The sequence below is a fragment of the Variovorax multivorans genome (genome assembly GCF_051216835.1).
Taxonomy (GTDB): Bacteria; Pseudomonadota; Gammaproteobacteria; order Burkholderiales; family Burkholderiaceae_C; genus Variovorax.
This window is the reverse complement of record NZ_JBPJZL010000005.1, coordinates 520,213-544,275: the sequence shown is the minus strand read 5'-3', so window position 1 is coordinate 544,275 and position 24,063 is coordinate 520,213. Positions and strand designations below refer to the sequence as shown.

General features: G+C 63.5%; 24 protein-coding genes. 14 read left to right on the top strand and 10 right to left on the bottom strand.

Annotated features, from left to right (window positions below; all coding sequences use genetic code 11):
* Positions 1-60 precede the first annotated feature (60 nt).
* The 4 genes from ACSFCA_RS15905 (at position 61) to ACSFCA_RS15890 (ending at position 3,361) form a co-directional block, all read left to right on the top strand.
* Positions 61-333 carry an immunity protein Tsi6 family protein gene (locus ACSFCA_RS15905; RefSeq protein WP_435460146.1) on the top strand — a complete coding sequence of 91 codons (273 nt, stop codon included), beginning with the start codon at positions 61-63 and terminating at the stop codon, positions 331-333.
* 392 nt (positions 334-725) lie between these two features.
* On the top strand, positions 726-1,712 hold the full coding sequence (locus tag ACSFCA_RS15900; RefSeq protein WP_435477005.1) for a glycosyltransferase family 2 protein: 987 nt from the start codon (positions 726-728) through the stop codon (positions 1,710-1,712).
* Positions 1,713-1,719: 7 nt separating this feature from the next.
* Positions 1,720-2,988, top strand: coding sequence for a TCR/Tet family MFS transporter (locus ACSFCA_RS15895; protein WP_435460144.1), 1,269 nt, complete (start codon positions 1,720-1,722; stop codon positions 2,986-2,988).
* An 82-nt stretch (positions 2,989-3,070) separates the two neighbouring features.
* Positions 3,071-3,361, top strand: a complete 291-nt coding sequence (locus ACSFCA_RS15890; protein ID WP_258353659.1) for a DUF1330 domain-containing protein — start codon at positions 3,071-3,073, stop codon at positions 3,359-3,361.
* Between the two features lie 29 nt (positions 3,362-3,390).
* On the opposite strand, the gene ACSFCA_RS15885 is transcribed toward ACSFCA_RS15890, so the two are convergent.
* Entirely contained in the window at positions 3,391-4,281 is an 891-nt protein-coding gene (locus ACSFCA_RS15885) for a LysR family transcriptional regulator (protein ID WP_435460143.1), read from the bottom strand.
* A gap of 82 nt (positions 4,282-4,363) precedes the next feature.
* Between ACSFCA_RS15885 and argC the strand changes: the two genes are divergently transcribed.
* From argC to ACSFCA_RS15850, 7 genes are all read left to right on the top strand, one after another.
* Entirely contained in the window at positions 4,364-5,302 is a 939-nt protein-coding gene (argC, locus tag ACSFCA_RS15880) for an N-acetyl-gamma-glutamyl-phosphate reductase (protein WP_435460142.1), read from the top strand.
* Between the two features lie 166 nt (positions 5,303-5,468).
* Positions 5,469-5,990 carry a hypothetical protein gene (locus tag ACSFCA_RS15875; protein WP_435460141.1) on the top strand — a complete coding sequence of 174 codons (522 nt, stop codon included), beginning with the start codon at positions 5,469-5,471 and terminating at the stop codon, positions 5,988-5,990.
* A gap of 203 nt (positions 5,991-6,193) precedes the next feature.
* A complete protein-coding gene (locus tag ACSFCA_RS15870; RefSeq protein WP_435460140.1) occupies positions 6,194-6,850 on the top strand; it encodes a hypothetical protein in 657 nt (218 codons plus the stop codon).
* A gap of 93 nt (positions 6,851-6,943) precedes the next feature.
* Positions 6,944-8,215: an acyl-CoA thioesterase/bile acid-CoA:amino acid N-acyltransferase family protein gene (locus tag ACSFCA_RS15865; protein ID WP_435460139.1), complete on the top strand. Its 1,272-nt coding sequence runs from the start codon at positions 6,944-6,946 to the stop codon at positions 8,213-8,215.
* A 133-nt stretch (positions 8,216-8,348) separates the two neighbouring features.
* On the top strand, positions 8,349-8,801 hold the full coding sequence (locus tag ACSFCA_RS15860; protein ID WP_435460138.1) for a hypothetical protein: 453 nt from the start codon (positions 8,349-8,351) through the stop codon (positions 8,799-8,801).
* A gap of 579 nt (positions 8,802-9,380) precedes the next feature.
* Positions 9,381-9,869 (top strand): DUF2262 domain-containing protein, encoded by a 489-nt coding sequence (locus ACSFCA_RS15855; protein ID WP_435460137.1) that lies wholly within the window; start codon positions 9,381-9,383, stop codon positions 9,867-9,869.
* A 147-nt stretch (positions 9,870-10,016) separates the two neighbouring features.
* On the top strand, positions 10,017-11,018 hold the full coding sequence (locus ACSFCA_RS15850) for a hypothetical protein (protein ID WP_435460136.1): 1,002 nt from the start codon (positions 10,017-10,019) through the stop codon (positions 11,016-11,018).
* Between the two features lie 223 nt (positions 11,019-11,241).
* On the opposite strand, the gene ACSFCA_RS15845 is transcribed toward ACSFCA_RS15850, so the two are convergent.
* A complete protein-coding gene (locus ACSFCA_RS15845; RefSeq protein WP_435460135.1) occupies positions 11,242-11,670 on the bottom strand; it encodes a hypothetical protein in 429 nt (142 codons plus the stop codon).
* 68 nt (positions 11,671-11,738) lie between these two features.
* Between ACSFCA_RS15845 and ACSFCA_RS15840 the strand changes: the two genes are divergently transcribed.
* Together ACSFCA_RS15840 and ACSFCA_RS15835 are read left to right on the top strand one after the other, a co-directional pair.
* Positions 11,739-12,677: a hypothetical protein gene (locus ACSFCA_RS15840; protein WP_435460134.1), complete on the top strand. Its 939-nt coding sequence runs from the start codon at positions 11,739-11,741 to the stop codon at positions 12,675-12,677.
* 78 nt (positions 12,678-12,755) lie between these two features.
* The gene (locus ACSFCA_RS15835) at positions 12,756-14,381 is read left to right on the top strand and encodes a phospholipase D family protein (RefSeq protein WP_435460133.1); all 1,626 of its coding nucleotides are present in this window, start codon (positions 12,756-12,758) and stop codon (positions 14,379-14,381) included.
* Positions 14,382-14,415: 34 nt separating this feature from the next.
* Here the strand turns inward: ACSFCA_RS15835 and ACSFCA_RS15830 are convergent, their stop codons facing one another.
* On the bottom strand, positions 14,416-16,317 hold the full coding sequence (locus ACSFCA_RS15830) for a GspE/PulE family protein (protein WP_258353664.1): 1,902 nt from the start codon (positions 16,315-16,317) through the stop codon (positions 14,416-14,418).
* Between the two features lie 236 nt (positions 16,318-16,553).
* Here ACSFCA_RS15830 and ACSFCA_RS15825 point away from each other — a divergent pair, with 236 nt between their 5' ends.
* On the top strand, positions 16,554-16,904 hold the full coding sequence (locus tag ACSFCA_RS15825) for a hypothetical protein (RefSeq protein ID WP_435476999.1): 351 nt from the start codon (positions 16,554-16,556) through the stop codon (positions 16,902-16,904).
* A 25-nt stretch (positions 16,905-16,929) separates the two neighbouring features.
* On the opposite strand, the gene ACSFCA_RS15820 is transcribed toward ACSFCA_RS15825, so the two are convergent.
* The 7 genes from ACSFCA_RS15820 to ACSFCA_RS15790 are packed head-to-tail and all read right to left on the bottom strand — an operon-like array spanning position 16,930 to position 24,054.
* Positions 16,930-17,394 (bottom strand): GNAT family N-acetyltransferase, encoded by a 465-nt coding sequence (locus ACSFCA_RS15820; RefSeq protein ID WP_435460205.1) that lies wholly within the window; start codon positions 17,392-17,394, stop codon positions 16,930-16,932.
* A 51-nt stretch (positions 17,395-17,445) separates the two neighbouring features.
* Positions 17,446-18,393 (bottom strand): CobW family GTP-binding protein, encoded by a 948-nt coding sequence (locus ACSFCA_RS15815; protein ID WP_435460132.1) that lies wholly within the window; start codon positions 18,391-18,393, stop codon positions 17,446-17,448.
* 7 nt (positions 18,394-18,400) lie between these two features.
* Positions 18,401-20,077: an amidohydrolase gene (locus tag ACSFCA_RS15810; RefSeq protein ID WP_435460131.1), complete on the bottom strand. Its 1,677-nt coding sequence runs from the start codon at positions 20,075-20,077 to the stop codon at positions 18,401-18,403.
* Between the two features lie 5 nt (positions 20,078-20,082).
* Positions 20,083-21,120 carry an ABC transporter ATP-binding protein gene (locus tag ACSFCA_RS15805; protein WP_435460130.1) on the bottom strand — a complete coding sequence of 346 codons (1,038 nt, stop codon included), beginning with the start codon at positions 21,118-21,120 and terminating at the stop codon, positions 20,083-20,085.
* Complete coding sequence (locus tag ACSFCA_RS15800) at positions 21,117-22,163, bottom strand: ABC transporter ATP-binding protein (protein WP_435460129.1); 1,047 nt, start codon at positions 22,161-22,163, stop codon at positions 21,117-21,119. Before ACSFCA_RS15800 ends, ACSFCA_RS15805 begins: the two co-directional genes overlap by 4 nt.
* Positions 22,163-23,080, bottom strand: coding sequence for an ABC transporter permease (locus ACSFCA_RS15795; RefSeq protein WP_435460128.1), 918 nt, complete (start codon positions 23,078-23,080; stop codon positions 22,163-22,165). The genes ACSFCA_RS15800 and ACSFCA_RS15795 overlap by 1 nt, the downstream gene beginning before the upstream one ends.
* The gene (locus ACSFCA_RS15790) at positions 23,077-24,054 is read right to left on the bottom strand and encodes an ABC transporter permease (protein ID WP_093058462.1); all 978 of its coding nucleotides are present in this window, start codon (positions 24,052-24,054) and stop codon (positions 23,077-23,079) included. The genes ACSFCA_RS15795 and ACSFCA_RS15790 overlap by 4 nt, the downstream gene beginning before the upstream one ends.
* Between the last annotated feature and the right edge of the window lie 9 nt (positions 24,055-24,063).

The following is a 24,063-nucleotide window of genomic DNA, read 5'->3' as shown; positions in this document are numbered from 1 at the left end:
GGGCGATTGGTCGGCGTTCGGCCCACAAGCGGACCTGGAACCTCGCACTTCGGATGAAGCATGAAAGAAGCACTTCTCGAGAAGATCGACGCTGCCCTCGCTGAGATTCGGCCCATGGCCGCGCAGTCGTTCGAGCCGGCCATAAGCATAGAGCGCCAACTTAGGTGGTGCCGAAACTTCGTTCTGGGTGGCTCTCAGAACGACCGGCCAGGTTCGTTCTCGATGGGCCTCATCGCCGTTCGCGAGTTCGATATGTACGGGGACCGGCCCGAACTCGCGGTCCTCATCAACGAAGTTCAAGGCCTGATGCAAGCAAAGTTGGGACGGTGCTGACAGGCTGAATCCAGCCAGAATCCGTTTTCGTTCTGTGTCTTTGTTGATGCAAAGGGATACTTTGCCGGTATCGACGTCGATTGCCGCACCAACTTTTTTCGTATCTATCCGACCACTGCGCCACTTCCTTCAGATGGACGTGACGTCTTGCTAGGGCGGCAAGACGCTCAAGCGAGCCGCACTCATACTTTGTTATGAACGCGGACAGGAACTCGCAACCTCTCCTCGCCATTCATCGCACCAGACTAGTACTTCGGTGAGCTCGATCGCGTATCGCTTTTGCGCAAAACCAACCGCCGGAGCGGCATATCGATCCGCGCCCGTAACAACGCTTGAAATTGTCATCGGTTCGGGCCCACACTCCGAACGCCTGTCACTCTGGATAGATCGCGATGTCCTTTTCGTTCGGTGCCGTTGTCGTCACCTATTTCCCTACAGACGGGCAACTGACGAACCTCCATTCGCTTGCAGAGGCGTGCCCGCGCCTTTGCGTGGTCGACAACACGCCAGAAGTGGGCGACTGGCATCGCGCGCTCATCGACGCGGAGATCCCCGTGCTGCACAACGGCAACCGTGGCGGCATCGCGGGTGCCTTCAACTGCGGCATCGTCGAACTCGAAGCGCGGGGCGTCGAACTCTTCTTTCTGCTCGACCAGGATTCGGAGCTGCCGCCCGGCTACTTCGACGCCATGTGCCGGGCTGCGGTAGCGGCACAGGGCAGGAAACACGACCGCGGCACAGGCGATGCCGGCGAGAGAGAAGAAGACGCTGCCTTCCTGATCGGCCCGCTCGTCCACGACACGAACCTGGACGCGCTGATCCCGCAATTCGGCATCGAGGGCAAGCGTGTCTATCAGTTCGACCTGCGAAAGCCCTTCACCGAGCCGCTGGTTCGCTGCGCCTTCCTGATCTCTTCTGGCTCTTTGATTTCGCGCGCGGCCTGGGCCAGGATCGGCCGCTTCGACGAGCGCTACGTGATCGACCACGTCGACACCGACTATTGCATGCGCGCACTGCACTGCGATGTACCGATCTATCTGAATCCGCAGGTCGTGCTTCGGCATCAGATCGGCGATCTCCAGGCGAAGTCGCTGTTCGGTTGGAAGATATACGTCATCAACTATTCGGCCGTGCGCCGCTATTACATTGCGCGCAACGCCCTCGACCTCTCGCTGGCGCATGTGCGTGCCTTTCCTGCGATTTTGTTCATCAACGTCTATACGCTGAAGCAGATCCTGCCCATGCTGATGTTCGAGCGCGATCGTTTGAGAAAGTGCATTGCGCTGATGGTCGGCTTATTCGATGGCCTGCTGGGTCGGCTTGGCGGCATCCGCGAGGCGCGTCCCCGGATGAGCAAGTACCTGAGCCGCAGCGGTTGAACTCGCGATGACTTCGACCCTTCAAGCGCCGCGCGCCCGCCGTGCCGCGCTCGCTTTCATATTCGTGACCGTGCTGATCGACTTCCTGGCGTTCGGGTTGATTCTTCCTGGTCTGCCGCATCTGGTGGAGCGCCTCGCTGGCGGCAGTACCGCGACAGCGGCGTACTGGATCGCAGTGTTCGGCACGGCGTTTGCGGCGATTCAGTTCATCTGCTCGCCGATTCAGGGCGCCTTGTCCGATCGCTTCGGGCGGCGGCCGGTGATCCTGCTGTCATGCCTGGGGCTGGCCGTGGACTTTGTGTTCATGGCCCTGGCCAACAGCTTGCCGTGGCTGTTCATCGGCCGGGTGGTGTCCGGTGTGTTCTCGGCCAGCCTCACGGCAGCCAATGCCTACATCGCCGATGTGACGGCGCCAGAGGAGCGCGCCAAGAGCTACGGCATAGTGGGCGCGGCGTTCGGTGTGGGCCTGGTGCTCGGGCCGGTGCTCGGCGGGCAACTGAGCCACATCGATTCACGCTTGCCGTTCTGGTTCGCGGCCGGCCTGACCATGCTCAACTTCTGCTACGGATGGTTCGTGTTGCCGGAGTCGCTGCCGCCGGAACAGCGCAGCCAGAAGTTCGACTGGTCGCATGCCAACCCGATCGGATCGCTGGTGCTGTTGAAGCGCTACCCGCAGGTGTTTGGGTTGGCGGCGGTGATCTTCCTTGTGAACCTCGCGCAGTACGTTTATCCCAGCGTGTTCGTGCTGTTCGCCGACTACCAATACCGCTGGAAGGAAGACGCCGTGGGTTGGGTGCTCGGACTGGTAGGCGTGCTCAGCGTGCTGGTCAACGTGCTGCTGATCGGGCCAGGCGTGAAGCGCTTCGGCGAGCACCGCACCCTGTTGTTCGGGCTGGGTTGCGGCGTGCTCGGTTTCGTTATCTACGGCTTCGCCGATGTCGGCTGGGTCCTTGTGGCTGCGCTGCCGTTCGGCACGTTGCTGACGGTCGCCGGACCAGCGGCACAGACGCTGCTCACCAAACAGGTCGATGCCAGTGAGCAAGGTCGTGTTCAGGGCGCGTTGACGAGCCTGGTGTCAGTGGCAGGTATCGTCGGGCCAGCGATGTTCGCCGGCAGCTTCGGTTATTTCATCGGCGCGGACGCGCCGGTGCACTTGCCAGGCGCGCCATTTTTTATCGCCGCGGTGTTTCTCAGCATCGGCGCGCTGATCGCATGGCGCTACGCACGGCCGACGGTGGTGGTGGACGCAACAACAGCGGTAGTCGAGCCGACCTAGCACGGTCTTCTCGACCATGCCCAGGCAAGGTCATGGGCAACGGAAGCTATATTGTTCATTCAGCAACAGGAGAGAAGTCACCATGGCAAAAGCCTATTGGGTCAGTGCGTACCGTGCCGTCAAGGACGCCGACAAACTTGCAGCCTATGCGAAGCTGGCTGGTCCGGCGATTACTGCTGGCGGTGGGCGCTTTCTGGCGCGTGGCCTGCCCGCCAAGGTCTACGAGTTCGGTTTGTCCGAACGCACCGTGTTGATCGAGTTCGACAGCATCGAGCAAGCTACGTCCACGCATGACAGCCCTGACTACCAAGCCGCGCTTGTCGCTCTGGGCGACGGTGCCGAACGGGATCTACGGATCATCGAAGGGGTCTGAGCAACCGCGGGCCAGGGCCCGGTGCCGACTCAGGCAGCCGAGTCCCTCGCAGGCAGCAACGCCTCCAGGACGAAACGTGTCGGGCCGCTTGCGCCCCGGTCACTGACCGCAAGACCGAGCTGCCGCCACAGAGCCGGGCTGAGCGGACGCACGGCGATGCGAGGATCACGCGCGGGCTCGTGCGATTCCTCCGGCAGCAAGGCCGCTCCGTAGCCGGCGGCGATCAGTGTCCTGATCGCATCGTTGTAGTTGAGCTCGATGCGCGGCCGACAATGGACGCCAGCCGCAGAGAACCATTCCGCTGTCAGCCGGTAGAGACGTGTGGAAGAGTCGTTCATGATCAGCGGACGCTGGGCCAGCCACTGCGGGGTAAGCCGCTTGGGTGCTTTCCAGTCCGCCGGCAGAAAGGCGACGACAGACTCGCGCCGCAGGGGAGTGACATGAACGCCCCGCACAGGCGCCTGCGGTAGCGCCACGACCGCCAAGTCAAGGCTGCCTGCGGCGAGCCGGGCCATGCTGTCGTTGGAGGTCAGTACCTGCACGTTCACGTCGATACCGGGATGGTTCCGGGCAAGGCGTTCGAGCGCGGGCGGCAGCAAGTGCGCAATGGCGCCCGTCGAGGCACCCACTCGCACGCGGCCTGTTTGGCCGGCGAGCTGACGTCGAACGTCCTCCACTGCGTCGTCCGCGTCCGCCAGCAGCCTGCGGGCACGCGCGATGAAGCGCTCTCCCAAGGCGGTCGCCTGCGCGGGGCCTCGCCCGCGAACGAGCAATTGGCCACCCAGGCGCGACTCCAGTTCCGCAATCTGAACGGTGACGGTGGGGGCCGCCAGGTGAAGGGCGCGCGCGGCATTGGCCAAAGACCCGAGGTCGGCGATGGCGACAAGGGTGCGCAGATGGTCAAGGCTCAGTTCTCGCATATCGCTAATTTAACTTTTCTTAATCTGGGGTTCCATATATTTAGCTGGAGCCATCGAGGTCGTATCCCTACGATTGCGCTCCATGGACCTCAATATCTTCATCGACGGCGACCAGGGCACCACCGGCCTTGATCTGCAGAACCGCTTGCGGGGCGGGGAATTTCGCATCCGCACATTGCCGACAAGCCTGCGCAAGGATGCGGCTGCCCGCCGGGCCGCTCTCAACGAGTGCGACATCGCAATCCTTTGCCTGCCCGATGCCGCGGCGCGCGACGCGGTGGCGATGATCGAGAACCCTGCCGTGCGTGTCATCGACGCCAGCTCGGCCCACCGCACCAGCCCGGGTTGGGTCTACGGCCTGCCGGAGCTCGATGCGCAGCAAGGCGAACGTATCGCCTCGGCACTGCGGGTCACGAATCCGGGCTGCTATCCCACCGCCGCGGTCGCCCTGCTGCGACCGCTGACGGATGCGGGCCTGTTGCCCACCGACTATCCGCTGGTCATCCATGCCGTCTCAGGCTATTCGGGTCAGGGCAGGGCGGGGGCGGAAGCGCACGAGGCCGCAGCTGGCGGCGCAGGAGCGCATTCGCTGAAGGTCTATGGCCTTGCACTCGAGCACAAGCACGTCGCGGAAATCGAGGCCTATGGCGGTTTGGCGCAGCGGCCCATCTTCGTGCCGGCCTATGGCAGCTACCGACAGGGCATCGTGCTCACCATCGGATTGCACGCGCGGATGCTTCCCTCTGATGCTTCGGGCCTGCGCATCCACGAATGCCTTGCGGAACGATACCGCGATGCGGCGCATGTGCGTGTGATGCCGATGTCGCCTGCAGCGCCGATGACCGAACTGGATCCGCAAGTCCACAACGGCTCGAACGACATGAGTCTGGCTGTTGCATTCAATGAACGCACAGGTCAGATCGTCTTGAGCGCTGTTCTCGACAATCTGGGCAAAGGTGCTGCAGGTGCGGCCGTGCAGAACCTGCGGTTGATGGCGAGAGCTTCGCAGCCCACGTGGTGAATACGGAGCGTTGATGGGAAGAGGGTGCACTTTGGGGAAAGGTATCGCCAACCTCGGTATGGCGAACTTCTGTTTTGGGTCCGATGTCGCGACACAATCAGTCGAGCAGTGAGGCCGGACCCGGCCACAAGCTATCCCCCAAACTACCGCATCAGATGAAATTTTCATGGCACTGATTTCAAAGTTGCTCAACTCACTTTGCATCGCCTCTTTCATGCTCTTCCCCCTCGGGGCGCATGCCGCCGCGGCCGATTTCAAGACGATGGATGAAGCGATGACAGCGGGTGCTGCCCGCGCTGTAGAGCTGGCCGCTGCTGCGGGGATCAAGCTCGACTACTCACCGGAAAGCGTCGAAGTCGTCGAGCGCCAACTTGGCGGGCTTCATGACACCTTGCAGAAGAGTGTCCAGAATCCTGTTGGCATGGCCCCTCCTTCAGATCGAGAGATCGTAGTCATGTCGTTCACGTTTGGCGCGTACATCGCTGAGGTTCTCAAGCGCAAATACGGCGGTACTTGGTCCAATCAGAGCGCTTTGTATCCTGGACGGGAAATTCCCACCTTTCATGTTGGGGCCAATCGAATGGAGATGTGGCCGCAGATCAAGGTACAGAAACGTCTTCAGAACGGTGCTGAAGACAATGTTTGGCACTATTTCCAGGTGTCGGTGAAGACGCTGGAGTCAAAGTAGGCAGGGCGGCAAACGGCCAGCAACCGACATCCGCAGGCGAGGCCCAGTTCGTCCCGCTGCAGACATTCGCGGCATCGACACAACAGGTTGCGACGCGGTTGGCGTTGCAAGCACGAAGCGCGTGCACACCAACCGGCCCTGCAGGAACAATCGGCATTCAAGATTCCAAGGACTCAGTCGTGCCAACTATCCGCTTCTCGGCAATGACCTCCGCATTCGCCCCCCGCCGGTCTGACCAAGGCGAATTCGTTGAAGACCGAGGCATTCTGCAAAGGCTGCATGTGCTCATCCTTGCGGTGTTCCTTGTCTTGAACGGATGTACTACCGTCGGAAGAGGCGTTGCTTCAGACATGTCAAACGTTCCACTGGGGAAGGGCATCGTCATTTTCTCGACGAGTTCGGCTGAGACCAGCCTTTCGTTTCCGTGGAAGATGACGCTCGTCGACGGCGCCTCCAGGAAACGATTCGACAAAGTCATCATCTTCATTGACGCCAAAACGGCGGCACCCACGTTCTCGGCGCGAAATACTATCGTCCGCTCTCTGACCCTAAATGCCGGAACTTACTATCTTGTCCCTCTGCCAGGCAATCCGGCGATGAGGGTCGTCAACACGCCCATCTTCACGTTTTCGGTTGAAGGAGGACAGATTCAGTACGTTGGAAACGTGATGCTAGGCAATCACGGTCTGTCAGTTGCGACCGATGGACGCGACCGCGACGTCGACTTCTTCATGGCCAAAAACCCGTCCCTGAAGGCCACGTCCGTGGTCACCCGGTCGATGACTGTCGACAGCTACATTGCGCCTGGGAGTCGCAATCCGTTTGCGATCGATGGGGTCATCTGGGAAGCACCGCAATAGGGCGCATCTTGCAATAACGCCGGCTTGCGGCCAGAAGCGGTCGCTCGCGGCCACGGCGGAATATGCTCAAAACCTGACATTCCTTCCTAGCCAATGAAGTTCGACACATTGCCCCAAACCTGTCTCGTTGACGAGACCGTTGCGATTCGTGTTCTGGACCTTCAGCCCGGGGTGGTAATTACCTTGAAGCTCTGGAGCAGCTTCAATGATGTTGTTCTCTTTTCGAGTGCCGCCTTCAAGGCGGACTCCAACGGAGTTGTGGACCTCAGTAGTCATGCCCCGATTTCGGGCTCATACGAAGGTGTGGATGCCATGGGGCTCTTCTGGTCTCGGGCGCCAGTGGATGGAGACCTTGCCAAGGGCTTCGAGGGCATGAGTAGGGACCCTCTTACCGCGACAATGGTTGCGGAGATGGAAGGCGAATCATCGCCGATCTCTCATCAAATTCGTCGCGTCTATGTCGGTCCAGGCGTCGTGTCGCGAGAGGTGCGAGAGGGCGGGCTTTTCGGCAAGATGTTTGAGCCCGCCCAACTCGGACCACACCGGGCTGTGCTCGTAGTTGGTGGTTCCAACGGAGGGCTGGCCTGGTCTCAGGAGATGGCGGCATTGTTGGCATCCCACGGGTATGCGGCGCTCGCTTTGGCGTATTTCGCCGCAGAAGGCTTGCCGCCAACGCTCGACCGCATCCCGCTCGAGTACTTTGGCACGGCACTGGATTGGATGTCGGCTCAAACTAGCGTCGCCGCGAAGCACATCGGCGTCGTGGGTGTCTCGCGAGGCGGCGAACTTGCATTGCTTCTAGGTGCGACCTACCCTGAGATTCGGACGGTGGTCGCCTACGTGCCCAGCGGAATCTTGTGGCCGTCGTACCCCGAAAGCGGATACGGCGCGTGGACGCAGAGCGGCCAAGAGATTCCCTATGCCCGAACACTTACCTATGAGCAATGGGACAAGGCGCTGGCCGCCGACGATGCAAGAAAGGACAGCTTCGACTGGTATTTCATTCCGTTGAGAGATGCTGCATACGCGAATAGAACTTCCATCCGAGTAGAAAGAATCAACGGGCCCGTCCTCATGATTACCGGCATCGATGACAAGCTTTGGCCGTCGACCGAACTGACGGAGTTCGCCGTTCAGCGCTTCAAGCAACAAGGCTTTCACCATCGCGTCGAGCATCTGGCGTACGCGGGTGCGGGACACAGCATTGCCTGGCCGAATGCTCCGACAACAATGCTCAAGTCGAAGCATCCCGTGTCCGGCGAAGCAATGGACATGGGTGGGACGCCTGAAGGTACGGCACGTGCACGACGGGAGTCGTGGCCCAGAATGCTCGCGTTCCTGCGCAGCGCCCTGGTTGACGACTAGGACTACAGTCGGCCACGACCGGTCCGTCGCTCCAACAGGTCAAATTCTGGCAGAGCTGGACGGTCGAGGAGCGGGCAGAATTTGCCTGTTCAAGAATGTTGAGTGAGCAAAACCTGCATCAAATGGAGCAAGCATGGCGGTCTCTCCCGAACAACTCAGCGCGCTGGTCACGTATTGCACCGACTTCGCTCGAACGATGCTCGAAGACGCGGGGGACTTCTATCCGTTTGGCGCAACGTTGACTAACGACGGCAAGCTCGGAAGTGTGGGCGGTCACAACGGCGAGGAGCGGCCGAATCCCCAGGAGATTTACGCACTGCTTGGCGGCAGCTTCGCTGCCGATGCGGCCGCCGGGAAGCTGTTGGCCGCGGCACTGGCCGCGAACGTAAACATTCCCGCTGAATACTCACCAAGCGCCCCTGACGGACTTCGTGTGCACCTCGAAGCATCAGGGTTCTCACGCTTCATCTACGTGCCCTACCGCATTACCGAAAAGGGCTTTCTGAAAAAGAAACGAGTCGCGGAGTTCGGCGAATCGTTTGCCGTCGCAATTGCTCCGCATTTCTTCCGGGCAAGCGACGGTTAGCCCGTATACGGCCAGAACCGGACACTGAAATGAGGGATGGAATGCGACTATTTTTCGCAACCTTGGGAGCTATAGCCGTTCAGCCTATCGTGTTGCTTGCCTCCCTGATTCCTGTGTACTTAACGAGTATGGAGTCGCTCGACGGCCTCGGATTCCTTATTGCCGCTGTGCTTGGCGTCAGTTTCGCGGTGATGGTCTGCTTGGGGCTTCCTGCCTTCTTCCTACTCCATAGATACAGACTCGACAGTTGGCTAACCATAGCGGCGGCAGGGATCATCCTTGGTGCCTTGCCCCTCGGAATCTTTTGGCCTCGCCAACTTCCCGGCTATTCCGCAGGAAACAACTGGCACGGCACCTATGTCGAGACGTACACGGATGGGGAGCCAACCAGGTTTGCTTGGTTCCAGTATGTTGAAAGTTTGGCCGTCTACTCGCTTCACGGTCTAGCAGGCGCTCTGATGTTCTACGCCATCCGGCGGGCTTACAAATCGCTCCGCTAGTGTCGACTTTGGGCCCTTTGCGCTAGTCAATCGTGAGGCTACAGTCGGCCACAAGCGGACCTAAACGAAGCTACATCAGATGAAGCGAATCAAACTCGCCGGCCTGGACCATCCGGTTCTGGGCAGGCTTGAACCGCACGAGACACTATCTGGCGTTCTTGCTACGTCCAAAAAGTTAGGTGATGTTGAACTGGAGATTTGGGTTGATTCAGACGGCGGCCCGCTTGACGATGCGCTAACGCTTGCGGCAAACGCGATGCCAAGGCTTGCAGAACTTGATGCTCGGTGCCGGACGCTCATCGCGGCTGACCTTCTACCGTCCTACAACACAGAATGGCGCTTTGGTCGAGTTACCAAAGCGGACGGTGCCATGGAGGAGTTCGAGAAGCCCGCACTCACGGAAACTGAGTTTGCGGCAAACCTTTCTCCGACTTCATTCCAGGTTACGGGTGGAGGCCTTATTGATTTCTGGTACTCCGACGGGGAGATGTTCTGGGGGCATAGCGTCGGATTGACCTCTTTCGATGGCTTAGCCCTGACCGACGTGCATGTCGGGATGTTCGGTTAGCTGGGGCCGGCTGCTTTCGCTCGCGATGAGCCTCCGCTTTGGCCTCTTCTCGACGGTGATTCCACCGGCTACAGTCGGCCAAGACTGGTCGGTCGAACCTCAGTTCCACACAGAAGACATGCAGAGGTTGACGAATCAATGAAGCCCATGAGATTTCTTTCAGCTATGGCCGGAGCCTTTGTATTTACAAGCCTCTTGGGAGTGGCGCATGCAGCAGACCAATCACCCTCATGCATGAAGGACGGCGAGGAAGCCGCGATGCGTTTCGTCACGCACGCGGCCTCTGACCGCGCCAAGACGCTGGACTTGCTGAACCGGGTATCGCTCAATCGATACCGCCAACGAGTACAGCAGCTCATGGACGACGAGTATTCGCCAGGGTCGAAGGCTTTCCGTGAACGTCGCCTAGGCGTTGATTGGACCTTTGCTCGGCTGAAGGCCGCGACAGACAGGGAATTCGCCACAGCCTTCTTGACCGCAGAAGGCTCGTCGACGCGGGTAAAGGACGTGGTCATTCTTAGTGGCGCGCCACAGTGGTTCGGGGAGGAGATCGTTGTTGGCTACACCACCATTGGTGAGCCCAATCCAGGCCGCAAACAGCGCATTCTTACCGTCAAAAAGTCGAACGCCTGCTGGACGGTAGAGATGCCGCAAGAGGCTTGGCTTCGTCTTGATCAAATTGCGGATCAGCTGAAGGCAACTCGAGCGAACCTACCTCCGGCACGCCTTGGCCCGTCCAGCGTTTCGCTCCAAGTGAAGCTGGCCAGTTACATAGAAGTTCCCGGCATGGAGGAGGCACGCCAGAGAGGGGGAGCAGGTCCACATGGCAGGGTATGGCTCTCCAAAGAGTCCGTTCTCTCGGACGTGGACATCGAGAGCGCGACAGCTGGCTCAGACTGCAACGTGACCACGCAAGAACTTGAGGAGCCATCGGTGCTGCTCACCTTCACAGATGAAGGAGCTGAGCGGCTCAAGCGCTGGTCGTCGGCCCACATGGGTCAGGTGCTGGCGGTAACTGTGGGAGACGAACCCATAGTCGTTGCCAAGGTGGCAGGCATTTGGGGAAAGAAGCTATCAATGTGCCTCAAAGAAGCTCGGATGGAAGAGGCCAATCTTATGGCTCGTCAATTGATGGGATGGCAGAAATAGGCCTGCTACCGGCGGTCGTAGCTTATCCGTTCTCTCTCGTATGCGACGGCTGAATTGAACGGCTGTTTTTCGCCGCCGCGTAGACCCGCAGTGGGCCCTAAACCGCCATCCAGCAGCATTCTTCGTCGACTCTCAGGATCCAATCGCAAAGCAGCCGTTCGAAACTCTGATACGAATCGCAGCGCGGTACATCGACGGCCCGCCGCAAGGCGATACGGTTCACTCAGCTCACGTTGCTGATGGTGGTGCCGGCGCCGCCGTTGGCGTTGAGTTGCAGCGATGTGCCGCCCGCGCCGTGCTGCGCCGAATTCTGCGCGAGGGACTGCGCAGTCGAGGCGGTCTGCTGCACGGTGTAGAGCTGGCTGCCGTTGACGGCATCGGTGCTCGTGGCGTTCACCGCGCCGGCACTGACGTTGACCAATGCGCGCGTCTGGCCGGCAGAGCCGAAGGAGACAGCATTGGCCGCGGTGGCGAGCGAGTTCGCATCGATGGCGACGCTGTTGGTCGCGCCGCCGGCTACCTGGCTGCCGGAGCGGAGGGCCACGCTGCCCGTGACCAATGCCGCCGCACCCGAAGACCCGCCGTTCGCGCCGCCGCTCGCCGAGGCCTGGGCGCCGCTTCCAAGGTGCGGGCCGGCGGCTCGCGTGACCAATTCATGGGAGGTGAAAAGTATTCATTCGATGGGAGACTCATCGCCTCCCGGTTTTCAAGGTGCCACGCATGCCCAGGCTGTCCGACTACGTCCGTCAGAACTTTCCCATCGAGTTGCAGTTGGGCAAGGTTCGCCACGCCATCCAGTTTGCAGACGGCCTCGGCCTCGGATTGATGAATCAGGAGCTGACGGTCGAAAGATGCCGGGAAATCGTCGACCAGGTGGTGCTGAAGCCCGCTGCCGGCAATCACCGCCATGTGCGCTTCGTCGGATTCGACCAGGCACGGGTCGACGAACTGGGGACTTGCCTCGACACCGCACTCCTGATGCTCCAGGAAGCCAGGCGCCATGTCGGCCTGTACACATGGCCGGGCAAGACGAGCTACGAAACCATTTTCGGCTCACGGGCGTGGCACGGCAGCAGCGCGACCCGCAAGGCAGGTGTTGCCGGTGGCAACGCAAGCGCCGAGTCCGGGTTCGCGTCGCGCGCGAGCTATGTGCGAACCAAGATCGACCAGATGGTGGTCGACCTGCGCGATCCACGCTGGATGGTGTACGACAGCAAGGAAAAAGGCGACGCCGCCCTGTTGAAGGGCGGCCGGGGCGGCTATCTCATGGCGATCGGGCCGGCATTTCCCAAGGGGGCGGTCGGGCACTTCCATGCCGGTGTGCTGATCCACGAAGTGGGGCACAACCTCGGACTCGCCGACATCTGCGGAGTGTGTCAGGAGCATCATGACCTGCTCAATGCCGCTCACTACGCGCCCCGTGCGGATGCCAATATCCCGCAATGCAGCGGCAACAACGCTCATGGAGAGCTGGCGGCTTCAGGGCGGGGCCACTTCATCGGATCGAAGCAGGTGAAGCGCCTTGCGGATGGACACAAGAACGCCACCATCTACAACACTGACTCCTACCGCTGGTACTGCTACGCCTTCTTCAAGAATCAGGTGGACGCGGGCATTGCGCAGCACAAGGCGTTGTCGCGGGCGGTGCCGACGGTCTGACGGTCAGGCTCGCGTCATACTCTCGGCCGGATCATCCCCTCGCGGGATGTTGCGCCAACCGAGCCGGGAGTAGAAGAAATGATGACTGCATGCTGGCGTGCGTCGCTTGCCGCACTGGCGCTTGCCTTCTCGATGCTGATGAGCGCCTGCTCCAGCCTGCCGCCCCGTGTGCCGGAACAGCCCGTCAGCGCCATCTCCGATTTCTCGGCCACGCCGTTGAGCGTGATCACGCAGAAGGTTCTGCCGCAGGACGCCCGCTCGGGCTTTCAGCTGTTGCCCTACGGCCCCACATCTTTCGTCACCCGCATGGAAATGGCGAAGCTCGCCACGCGCAGCCTCGACGTGCAGTACTACCTGCTGGCCGCAGACAACACGGGCCGTGCCCTCATGCGCGAGCTGCGCGACGCCGCGCTGCGCGGAGTGCGCGTGCGGCTGCTGGTCGATGACCTCTACACCACTGGCGAAGACGATCTGCTGCTGGCGCTCGCCAGCTATCCGAACGTGCAGGTGCGCCTGTTCAACCCGTTCCCGGGCGGGCGCGGCAGCGACGTGACGCGCTTCATCAGCTCGGGCCTGGACTTCGACCGCATCAACCGGCGCATGCACAACAAGCTCTTCGTGGCCGACAACGCCGCGGCCGTGGCGGGCGGTCGCAACATGGCAGACGAATACGTGATGAATGCCGCCGGCAGCAACTTCGTCGACATGGACGTCTTCGCGGCCGGCCCGGTGGTGCGCGAACTGTCGAACGAGTTCGACCACTACTGGAACAGCGAAGTCGTCTACCCCGTGGGCCAGATTGCACGCAGCACGCTCACGCCCGCGCAACTGCAGCAGAACTTCGAAGCGCTCACCGCCACGGCAAAACCGCCCGAGGCATTCCGAATCCCGCTGGACGGCAAGATCCTCAACGCCAGCGCAAACGAGCCTTCCGTCGTGCCGCTCGACATGGTGCCGATGCTGAACCTGCCTTTCGAGCTGGCCGAGCACCAGTTGAGCCCGCTGCTGTGGGCCAATGCGCGCGTGCTGTTCGATCCGCTCACCAAGACCGAGGGCCTGAACGAGCGCGAGAACTCCATCAAGGGCACGGTGACCGAAGGCGTGATCAAGTGGTTCGAGACTTCGCGCTCCAGCATCAAGATGGTGTCGCCGTATTTCGTTCCGTCCGACGCGGCCGTGGCCAACCTGGCGCGGGCGCAGGCCGAGGGCATCAGCGTGTCGCTGGTCACCAACTCGCTTGCGTCCACTGACGAGCCATGGGTGTACGTGGGCTACTGGCCGCACATCCACGAACTGCTCAGGTCCGGCGTGACCATCTACGAGCTGAGCCCCACGCTGAGTGTGAAGCGCGGCAAGTACGGCATCTTCGGCCACCGCACGGGCGCGTTGCACATGAAGAACGGCATCGTCGACCAGAAGCAGGTGTTCCTCGGTTCGATGAACCTCGACCCCCGCTCGGCCCGGCTCAACACTGAACTGGGCGTGATCATCGACAGCCCGGAGATGGCGCGGCAGCTGTTGAGCTTCGCGGATGCGGGCAGCTCCTATCGCTTGCGGCTCGACGCCACCGGCCGGAACGTCGAGTGGGTCGAAGAAGACGAGGACGGCAAGGAAACGGCCTACGACGTGCCGCCCGAAACCTCGGCGTGGCAGCGCTTCAAGCTGCGATTGATCGCGCCGTTCATTCCGCAGAGCCAGCTGTAGCGGCTCTGCGTTCGCGGGCTCGCCCTTACCGCTCTTACACGTTGCTGGTGGCGCGCACTTCCTCGATGGTGGTGTGCCCGGCCAGCACCTTCTCGATGCCGTCCTGTCGCAGCGTGCGCATGCCTTCCTGCAGGGCAGCCTGCTGAAGCTCTTCCGCGCGTGCGCCGGTCTGCACCAGTCGACGCAGCGTCTTCGACATGGTCATCAGTTCGTGGATGCCTACGCGCCCCTTGAAGCCGGTGTCGCCGCAATGCTTGCAGCCGGTGCTGGTGTAGGTATGCAGGTGCCCGTCGCGGCCGTAGCGTTGCACCCAGTCGTTGCGCACCGCCTGGCGCTGGGCCGCATCGTGCTGCTGCGCGCCGAAGGCGTGCATGTAGTCGTCCAGCAGTTCGTCGACGGTCTCGGGGCTTGCGGGCTTGCTGCTGGTGCATTGCTTGCACAGGCGGCGCACCAGCCGTTGCGCGAGCACGGCCAGCAGCGAGTCCGCGAAGTTGAACGGGTCCATGCCCATGTCGAGCAGGCGCGTCACAGTCTCGGGCGCGCTGTTGGTGTGCAGGGTCGACAGCACGAGGTGGCCGGTCAGCGAGGCCTCGATGGCGGTCTTCGCGGTTTCCTCGTCGCGGATTTCGCCGACCATGATCACGTCCGGGTCGGCGCGCACGAAGGCGCGCAGTGCCTTGGCAAAGGTCCAGTCGATGCGCGGATTGATCTGCACCTGGCGCAACCCGGCCTGCGTGATTTCGACCGGGTCTTCCGCCGTCCAGATCTTTCGCTCCGGCGTGTTGATGTGCATCAGCGCCGAGTGCAGCGTCGTCGTCTTGCCCGAGCCCGTGGGGCCCACGCACAGCACCATGCCGTAGGGGCGCTCGACGGCCTTGGTCAGCTGCGCAAGGTTGTTCGGCGAGAGACCCAGCTCGCGCATGGGAATGGGCTTGGCCGATGCCAGGATGCGCATCACCACGTCTTCGAGCCCGTTGTTGGTGGGAATGGTCGCCACGCGCAGTTCGATGCGGTGCTGCGGCGAGTACTTCGCGAAGTTGATCTTGCCGTCCTGCGGGTTGCGCTTTTCGCTGATGTCCAGGTCGCACATGATCTTCACGCGCGCGACGATGGCGTTGCGGTAGCTCGGCGGCAGCTCCAGGTAGGTGTAGAGCAGGCCGTCGCGGCGAAAGCGGATGCGGGTCTTTTCCTGGCCGGGATAGCTCTCGATGTGAATGTCCGATGCGCCCTCGCGATGCGCCTCGAGAATCATGCTGTTGATCATGCGCACCAGCGAGTTGTCAGACTGCTCGATGGGCGCGTCGGAAGTGGGCGCGGCGGGGCCTTCCTTCTCGAGCGTCTGCAGCAGTTCGCTGGTGCCGGCCATGTCGAAATCGAGCGGCTGGCTGGGATCGAGGCTGGACGAGAAGACGCCAGGAGAGGAGGTTGTGTGCTCGCCGATCTTTTCGTACACCGCTCGCAGCACGCCGTCGAGGTCGAGGCATTGCCCGACGACCGGCGTGACCTTCATCTGGGCGATGAACTCCACTTCGTCGAGTGCCGAATGCCGGCTGGTCGGGTCGTCGATCGCCACGACGAGGCGCCCTTCGTGCAGCATCAGCGGCATCACCTGCAGGCGGCGCGACACCGCATACGGGAGCTTGCGCAACGCCTCGGCTGCCGCGGGAAACAGATGCAGGTTGACGAGGGGATAGCCCATCTTGCGCACCAGCGCGGTCTGCAACTGGCCGCGGCTCACTACGCCCATGCGCACCAGCGTCTCGCCCAGCGGCACCGTGGGCTCGAGCTGTTGCTGCGCGAGCCCCGCGCGAAGCTGCTCGTCGGTGATCATGCCCAGCGAAGTCAGCGCCTCGCCGATGCGTGCGATCGGCGTGCGGCTCTGGGCTTCGAGCGCGCTATGCAACTGCTCGGGCATGACGACTTCGATGGGGGGCATGGGGCGATCTCCTGTCTGGATTGCGGACAGGTAATCGTAGAGCGTGATCGATGCACTTGCCACTAGCTTGACCCTTGAGTACACAAGTTCTCAATGCTGTAATGAAATGCCCCCCAAGGCTTCGCGCACTTCGTGTCGCTTCGCCTGCCCCTCGCCGGGGGCGACACCTTCTCGGCCGTGGTTCGCACCCCGAATCTCCTTTAGTCCTACGCGGATTGCCCGCCAGCTGACCAAGCATGGCCACGATGCGTCAATTGATCCTTGCAACAACCCTGGGGCTGAGCGCGCTCGGCGCTTCCACACAGGCCGAGCCCGTCAAGGTGCCCGTCGACAGCGACGAGAAGGGCTCCGTGTACGTCGCGCCCAACGTCAACCCGACCGAAACATCGGCCACCGTCAAGGGCGGCACGGTCGGCGTGCTGCGGCCCGATGGCAGCGGCACCTACATCGGTACCGACACCTCCATGCCACGGCCCACTTACTCGCTGGGCGGAAGCACGGGCGGCAATCTGTCGCTCTCGGGCGGGTTGTCGTCGGACGGCAAGAACAACAACGGCGTGAAGGCCGGCGTCACCATCAAGTACTGAGTCGGGTACCGAAGGCCCCGCGGGCTCAGACCAGCGTGCCGTAGACGATGAACCCGTCGTGCGTTGCGACCTTGTCGTAGAGCGTGCGGCCGGCGGTGTTGGTCACGTGCGTTTGCCAGTACACGCGATGCACGCCCGCATCCTTCGCGCGCTCGTACACACCCTGGATGAGCTGGCGGCCGACGCCGCGCCCGCGCTCCGACGGCAGCGTGAACAAGTCCTGCAGATAGCAATTCGGCTCCAGGCGCGTGGTGCTGCGGTGAAAGAGGTAGTGCGTCAACCCGACCAACTGGCCGTCGCGTTCGGCGACCAGCGCGTGCACCGGCTCGTAGGCATCGAAGAAGCGCTGCCAGGTGGCCTGTGTGATCTCGTCGGCCAGGGCGGTAGTGCCCTCGCGTCCGTAGAAGGCGTTGTAGCCGTCCCAGAGCGGCTTCCATGCCACGTAGTCTTGCGGCGTCGGCGGGCGAATCAGGAGGGAGGGGGAGGTCATGGCGTCGGTGGTCTGCACGTTGAAAGACATGCGATTGCAACATGACCCGGCTCAGGGCGCGAAGAACTCCTTCAGGGCTTCTTCAGGCAACTGTCCGCGCAGGCCGATGGCGACAACGCCGGGGTGCGTGTCATCGGCGGGTGGCGCGGCCTTGCGCAAGCTGCCATGGCGGCCGGCGAATTGCACCTCCGACCATTCACCGTCGCCAGTGCGCAGCAAGCCCTTGAGCCTCAGCACACCGGGCGGCACCTCGCGCAGCCAGGCGCGCAGCGTGGCTGTGGGAATCACCGCTTCAGGCCGCGCGCTCCACGTCTGAAACAACGATCCGTGATCGGGGTTGTCATGGCCGTGGTGATCGTGGCAGTCATGACCGCAGACATGCGGGGCCACATCCCCATGCGGCAACCCCGACAGCAGCGCCAGCGGCACCGCCGATTCAGTCGTCTCGATGCACGGCGTTCCCGGTGCTGTCGCCCCGACCCACGCTCTGGCCGCAGCGAGCGCCTCGGCGGATGCAATGTCGGCCTTGTTCACCACCACCAGGTCGGCCGATTTCAGCTGCCGCACCAGCGTGTCCGCCAGCAGCGGGTCTGCCGACTGCTGCGCCACCGCGCTCGCATCCACCAACACGATCACGCCTTCGAGACTCAGCTCCGGCGCGGCCATGCCGATCTGCGCGATGCGCCACGGGTCTGACACGCCGCTGGCCTCGATCACCACTGCGTCGAACGGAGTCTTGGCCTCGATCACGTCTACCAACGCGCGCCCCAGGTCGTCGCCGATCTGGCAGCACACGCAGCCGTTGGTCAGCGCGGTGGTGTCGCCGTGCGTGGCGGCGATGAGTCCGGCGTCGATGTTGAGTGCGCCGAAATCGTTCACCAGCACCGCCATGCGCAGGCCGTTCGCCTCGCGCAGCCAGCGGTTGAGCAGCGTGGTCTTGCCCGCGCCCAGGAAGCCGCCGATGACGGTGAGCGGCAGGCGCTTCTTCTTCGGCGTCATGTGGCCTTCAAGCTCTTTGCGCCTCGAACACGCGGCCCGACAGCACCGTGCCCCACACGCGAGCATCCTTCAGAGCCATCGGGTCCATCTCCAGCGGATCGTCTTCCAGCACGCAGAAGTCGGCGCGCTTGCCGCATTCGATGCTGCCGATCTCGCCGTCGAGCTTCAGCGTCCACGCGGCGCCTAGCGTGATGGCGCGCAATGCCTGCGGCACGCTGATGCGCTCGGCCTCGCCCAGCAGCCGGCCCTTGGGCGTGATGCGGTTCACGGCGCACCATGCGGTGAAGAGCGGCCCGAGCGGCGTGACGGGTGCATCGGAGTGGATGGCCAGCGGCACGCCCGCCGCCAGCGCGCTGCCGCAGGCGTCGAGCCGGTTGGCGCGGTCGGGGCCCATGGTCATTTCGTAGTGTTGGTCGCCCCAGTACCAGATGTGGTTGGCGAACAGGTTGGCGCACAGGCCCAGCGATGCCATGCGGCGGAACAATGGCGCATCGATCATCTGGCCGTGCTGCAGCGTGTGGCGGTGGTCGGGGCGCGGCGCGAGCGCGAGCACGCGGCCGATGGCGTCGATGGCAACCTCGCTGGCCTCGTCGCCGTTGGTGTGCGTGTGGATGGTGAGCCCGGCGCGGTGATAGGTCTCGAAGTCGGCCTCGTACTGCGCGGGCGCGGTCACCCAGATGCCGTTGGGCGCGCCGTTGAAATGCCCCGGCCAGCGCAGCCGCGCCGAGAAGCCCTGGATGGAGCCGTCGAGCATCATCTTCACGAGACCGTAGCGCAGGCGGTCGGTGTTGCGCGGGATCAGGCCCTTCACATGCTCCGCGCCCTGTGCAGCGCCGTGCGTACCGTGGAAGGCCTGGAACGCGGGCAATATGCGTACGCCGAAGCCGTCGTCCTGCGTCACCGTCTCCAGCACGCCGCAGTCTTCGGGCGTGAGCTTGTTGACGAGGTCGGTCGCGGTGGTCACGCCCTGCAGGCAGGCCAGCCGCGCGAAAGAGCGCACGCCGGCTTCGGTCATCGGCGCGAGCAAGCCGGCGTTGCCGATCTTGCGCAGCACCAGGAACATGGCAGCCGGCTCCTGCAGCTCGCCGGTGGGCTCGCCTTCGCTGGCTCCGTCCGCAAACTTGACCACGCCTTCGACCTCGTTGTCGCGCGTGATCTCGGCGATGTTCAGCATCGCGCCGTTGACGTTCATCAGGTGACCATTGGCATGGCCAATGACGATGGGGCGCGTGCTGCTCGCGCGGTCAACGTGCTGCACCGTCATGCGCTCGCCGCCGAAGTAGATGGGATCGAACCCCCAGGCGATGAGCGGCTCGGTGTCGGGCACGCCGTCGGCCGTCATCTTCGCGGCCACTTCGGTCAGGCGAGCGACCACCTCGTCCATTGAGCGCAAGCCGCTCCACACCTTGCCTTCGGGGTCGCGGCGGTCGAACCAGCCGAGGTACGTCCAGTCCCACATGCTGCCTTCCTTCAGGTGGCAGTGGCCTTCGACGAGGCCGGGCATCAGCACCTTGCCGGCAAAGCGCTCGTCGAGCGTGAAGGGGCCCCAGCCCTGAATGTCCGCCAGCGCACCGACGGCCAGCACGCGGCCGTCGCGCACCGCCACGTGGGTGGCGTGCGGCTGCATAGGGTTCATGGTGATGATCTTGCGGGCGGGGTAGACGGTGGTTGTTGCTTGGCTCATGGCGCTCATGGCGATATGGAAATCGAAAGAGGAGGGCGCGGCAAGCCGTCGATGACATCGACGCGCCTGCAGCGTACCCAATGATCGGGCGCGACTTCGCGCAGCGGCGGCAGCTCGGCCGCGCAGGCCGGCTCCGCCACGGGGCAGCGGCCGGCAAAGCGGCAGCCTTGCGGCGGGTTGATGGGGCTCGGCGGATCGCCGCTGAGCTTGATGCGGTTTGCCGCGCGCCGCCGCCCGCCGCTTACCGTGGGCACGGCCGACATCAGCGCCACGCTGTACGGGTGCAGCGGCCGCGCGAAGAAACTGCGCCGCGGCGCGCGCTCGACGATCTGGCCGAGGTACATCACCGCGATGTCGTCGCAGATGTGCTCCACCACCGCCATGTCGTGCGAGATGAAGAGGTAGGTCAGGCCCAGCTCGCGCTGCAGCCGGGCGAGCAGGTTCAGTATCTGCGCGCGAATGGCGATGTCGAGTGCCGACACCGGTTCGTCGCACACCACCAGCTCCGGGTTGGTGGCCAGCGCCCGCGCAATGTTGATGCGCTGGCGCTGCCCGCCCGAGAACTGGTGCGGAAACAGGTGCTGCTGCTCGGGCCGCAAGCCCACCGCCTCGAACAGCTCGGCCACGCGGCGTGTGCGTTCTTCCGGCGTGCCCACCCGCATCAGGTCGAGCGGCGCGCGCACCGCTGCGCCGGCCCGCTCGCGCGGATTGAGCGAGGAGAACGGGTCCTGAAAAATGATCTGCATGCGCGTGCGCGCTTGCCGCAATGCTTCGCCCTGCAGCTCGCCCAGGTCGGTGTCGCCAAGCCGCATGCGGCCCGAGGTAACGGGCGACAGCCGCATCACCGCAAGCGCGGTCGTGGTCTTGCCCGAGCCCGATTCGCCGACCACCGCGAGCGTGCTGCCACGCCGGACCTCGAAAGAGACACCATCCACCGCCTTCACTACTTCGGGCGTGCGGCCCCAGCCGGCCTTGCCGCGCGGAAAGTGCACCTTCAGGTCGTCGACCGAAAGCAGCGTGTCGGTCTTGCCGATGAATGTCATGCGGCCTCTCTTTCGCGTTGATCGAGCGCTTCGGCATGCAGCCAGCAGGCGGCGCCGTGCGGCACGCCAGCGGCGACATTGCCGTGCAGCGCGAACATCGGCGGCACTTCGGCGGCGCAGCGCGCCATCGCGCGCGGGCAGCGTTCTCGAAAGGCGCAGCCCGTGCCCAGCTCCCATATCGATGGCACCACGCCCGCGATCTCGGCCAGGTCTTCTCTTGCATCGTCGTCGTAGGCGGCGCTGCTGCCGAGCTCGGGCAGGCAATCGATCAGCCCGCGTGTGTAAGGATGGCCGGGCTCCGCCAGCACCTGCTCGGTCGTGCCCTGTTCGATGACGCGGCCGGCGTACATCACCATCACGCGGTCGGCCATTTCGGCCACCGCGCCCATGTCGTGCGTGATGAGCATGATGGCCGTGCCCTTCTCGCGTTGCAGCTCGCGCAGCAGATCGAAGATCTGCGCCTGTACCGTCACGTCGAGCGCGGTGGTGGGTTCGTCGGCAATGAGGATGTCGGGGCGGCAGGCCAGCGCCATCGCGATCATCACGCGCTGGCGCATGCCGCCGGAGAGCTGGTGCGGGTACTCGTCCACGCGCCGCTCGGGTGCGGGAATGCCCACCTGCTGCAGCATTTCGATGGCGCGCTGCCTCGCTGCACGTGCGTTCATGCCCGCATGCAGCTGAAGCGATTCGCCGATCTGGTCGCCCACGGTGAACACCGGGTTCAGTGATGTCATCGGCTCCTGGAAGATCATCGAGATGCGGTTGCCGCGCACCTCGCGCATGCGTGCGTCGGTGGCCTGCACCAGGTCTTCGCCCTGGAACAACACCCGGCCGTCGCGGATGCGGCCCGGCGGCGAGGGAATGAGCCGCAGCAGCGCCAGCGCCGTCATGCTCTTGCCGCAGCCCGACTCGCCGACCACGCACAGCGTTTCGCCGGCGCGGATCTCGAAGTCGACTCCGTTGAGCACCAGCGCCTGGCCGCGGCGGGTCTTGAACTCGACGTGCAGGTTCTGCACGCGCAGCAATGCGTCGTCGTTCGTCATCAGCGCTCCCTCAGCTTGGGGTTGAGGGCATCGTTCAGGCCGTCGCCGATCAGGCTCACGGCCAGCACGGTGACGAAGATCGCCGCGCCCGGAAAGGCCACGGCCCACCAGCAAGAGAGCACGTACTGCCGGCTGGAGCCGATCATCAGCCCCCAGCTCATCTGGTTCGGGTCGCCCAGCCCGAGGAAGGACAGGCCCGCCTCGAACAGAATCGCCGCGCCGATGGCCAGCGTGGCCGACACCACCAGCGGCGGCAGCGCATTCGGCAAGATCACCTTCCAGATGATGCGCGCGTCGCGCGCGCCGATGGCGCGCTCTGCCCGCACGAACTCCAGCCCGCGAAACTTCATGAACTCGGCGCGCGTGAGTCGCGCGGTGCCGGTCCAGCTCACGATGCCGATGGCCAGCGTCACCGTTACCAGCGTGGGCGAGAACAGCGTTACCACCACCATCGCAAACAGCAGCGCGGGCAGCACCTGGAAGAACTCGGTCAGCTTCATCAGCGCGGCATCGACCTTGCCGCCGTAGTAGCCCGCGAAGGCGCCGAGCGTGATGCCGATCAGCACCGAGAGCAACGCGGCCACCGCACCCACCAGCAGCGTGGCGCGCCCGCCGTAGATCAGCGCGGTGAGCACGTCGCGGCCCAGATAGTCGCTGCCGAGCCAGGCGTCTTCGCTGAAGGGCGGCGTAAGCGGCGCGGCCTTGATCTCGAACGGGTCGGCCGGGTAGACCCATGGCCCGGCAATGGCCACGAGCAGCACGATCAGCAGCATCGCCATGCCGGCGATAGCGGCAGGGTTGCGCAGGAACATGCGCATCGCCTCCACGCCCGGGTGCTCGACGCGCATGGCGGGCTTTGCCTGGGCCTTGGAAGATGCGGCAGCAGCAGCGGTGGGCATCGTGATCACCTTGCTCATGAGGCCTTGATCCGTGGATCGATGAAGCGGTAGCACAGGTCGGTGAGCTGGTTCATCACCACCACCACGATGGAAGAGAACAGCAGCACGCCAAGAATGGTCGGGTAGTCGCGCCGCAGCACCGACTCGAAGGCCAGCCGGCCGAGGCCCGGCCAGTTGAACACCGTCTCCACCAGAATGGCGCCGGCCAGCACGTTGCCGAACTGCAGCCCCAGCACCGTGACCACCGGCAGCAGCGCGTTGCGCAGCGCATGCTTGTAGAGCACCACGCGGTCGGCCAGACCTTTTGCGCGTGCGGTGCGGATGAAGTCGGAGCCCAGCACGTCGAGCATCGACGAGCGCGCAAGCCGGCTGTATTGCGCCAGGTACACCAGGCTCAGCGTGAGCGTGGGCAGCACCAGGTGCTGTGCCACGTCGAGCATGTCCGCGAAGCCGCCGGTGCCCGTCGAGTCGATGGAGCGCATGCCCGCGACAGGAAGAATCGGAAACACCGATGCCAGCAGGATCACCAGCATGATCCCCAGCCAGAACACTGGCGCCGCGAAGCCCACCAGCGACAGCACGGTGATGAACTGCGAGAGCAGCCCGTTCGGCCTGCGCGATGACAGCACGCCCAGGGCAGTGCCCACGAAGAAGGCCAGCAGCACCGAGCTGAGCACCAGCAGCAGCGTGGCCGGCACGCGCTCGGCGATCATGCTCGTCACCGGCAGGTTGAAGAAGTACGAGTAGCCCAGGTCGCCCTGCGCCACCTTGCCCAGGTACACGCCGAGCTGCACCGGCAGCGACTTGTCGAGCCCGTACTGCGTGCGCAGTTGCGCCATCAGCTCGGGCGACATGCCGCCGCTGGCGCCGGCAATGGTTTCCACCGGGTCGCCCGGCGCCGCGTGCACCAGCACGAAATTGAGCACCACCACCGCGAGCACCAGGCCCAGGGCCTGAAGCAGTCGCGAGGCGGTGTAGCGAAGCGTGCCCATGTCGTGCCC

Coding starts and splice junctions, on each gene's coding strand:
- ACSFCA_RS15905 (WP_435460146.1), top strand. CDS start 61: ATGAAAGAAGCACTTCTCGAGAAGATCGACGCTGCCCTCGCTGAGATT.
- ACSFCA_RS15900 (WP_435477005.1), top strand. CDS start 726: ATGTCCTTTTCGTTCGGTGCCGTTGTCGTCACCTATTTCCCTACAGAC.
- ACSFCA_RS15895 (WP_435460144.1), top strand. CDS start 1,720: ATGACTTCGACCCTTCAAGCGCCGCGCGCCCGCCGTGCCGCGCTCGCT.
- ACSFCA_RS15890 (WP_258353659.1), top strand. CDS start 3,071: ATGGCAAAAGCCTATTGGGTCAGTGCGTACCGTGCCGTCAAGGACGCC.
- ACSFCA_RS15885 (WP_435460143.1), bottom strand. CDS start 4,281: ATGCGAGAACTGAGCCTTGACCATCTGCGCACCCTTGTCGCCATCGCC.
- argC (WP_435460142.1), top strand. CDS start 4,364: ATGGACCTCAATATCTTCATCGACGGCGACCAGGGCACCACCGGCCTT.
- ACSFCA_RS15875 (WP_435460141.1), top strand. CDS start 5,469: ATGGCACTGATTTCAAAGTTGCTCAACTCACTTTGCATCGCCTCTTTC.
- ACSFCA_RS15870 (WP_435460140.1), top strand. CDS start 6,194: ATGACCTCCGCATTCGCCCCCCGCCGGTCTGACCAAGGCGAATTCGTT.
- ACSFCA_RS15865 (WP_435460139.1), top strand. CDS start 6,944: ATGAAGTTCGACACATTGCCCCAAACCTGTCTCGTTGACGAGACCGTT.
- ACSFCA_RS15860 (WP_435460138.1), top strand. CDS start 8,349: ATGGCGGTCTCTCCCGAACAACTCAGCGCGCTGGTCACGTATTGCACC.
- ACSFCA_RS15855 (WP_435460137.1), top strand. CDS start 9,381: ATGAAGCGAATCAAACTCGCCGGCCTGGACCATCCGGTTCTGGGCAGG.
- ACSFCA_RS15850 (WP_435460136.1), top strand. CDS start 10,017: ATGAGATTTCTTTCAGCTATGGCCGGAGCCTTTGTATTTACAAGCCTC.
- ACSFCA_RS15840 (WP_435460134.1), top strand. CDS start 11,739: ATGCCCAGGCTGTCCGACTACGTCCGTCAGAACTTTCCCATCGAGTTG.
- ACSFCA_RS15835 (WP_435460133.1), top strand. CDS start 12,756: ATGATGACTGCATGCTGGCGTGCGTCGCTTGCCGCACTGGCGCTTGCC.
- ACSFCA_RS15830 (WP_258353664.1), bottom strand. CDS start 16,317: ATGCCCCCCATCGAAGTCGTCATGCCCGAGCAGTTGCATAGCGCGCTC.
- ACSFCA_RS15825 (WP_435476999.1), top strand. CDS start 16,554: ATGGCCACGATGCGTCAATTGATCCTTGCAACAACCCTGGGGCTGAGC.
- ACSFCA_RS15820 (WP_435460205.1), bottom strand. CDS start 17,394: ATGACCTCCCCCTCCCTCCTGATTCGCCCGCCGACGCCGCAAGACTAC.
- ACSFCA_RS15815 (WP_435460132.1), bottom strand. CDS start 18,393: ATGACGCCGAAGAAGAAGCGCCTGCCGCTCACCGTCATCGGCGGCTTC.
- ACSFCA_RS15810 (WP_435460131.1), bottom strand. CDS start 20,077: ATGAGCCAAGCAACAACCACCGTCTACCCCGCCCGCAAGATCATCACC.
- ACSFCA_RS15805 (WP_435460130.1), bottom strand. CDS start 21,120: ATGACATTCATCGGCAAGACCGACACGCTGCTTTCGGTCGACGACCTG.
- ACSFCA_RS15800 (WP_435460129.1), bottom strand. CDS start 22,163: ATGACGAACGACGACGCATTGCTGCGCGTGCAGAACCTGCACGTCGAG.
- ACSFCA_RS15795 (WP_435460128.1), bottom strand. CDS start 23,080: ATGAGCAAGGTGATCACGATGCCCACCGCTGCTGCTGCCGCATCTTCC.
- ACSFCA_RS15790 (WP_093058462.1), bottom strand. CDS start 24,054: ATGGGCACGCTTCGCTACACCGCCTCGCGACTGCTTCAGGCCCTGGGC.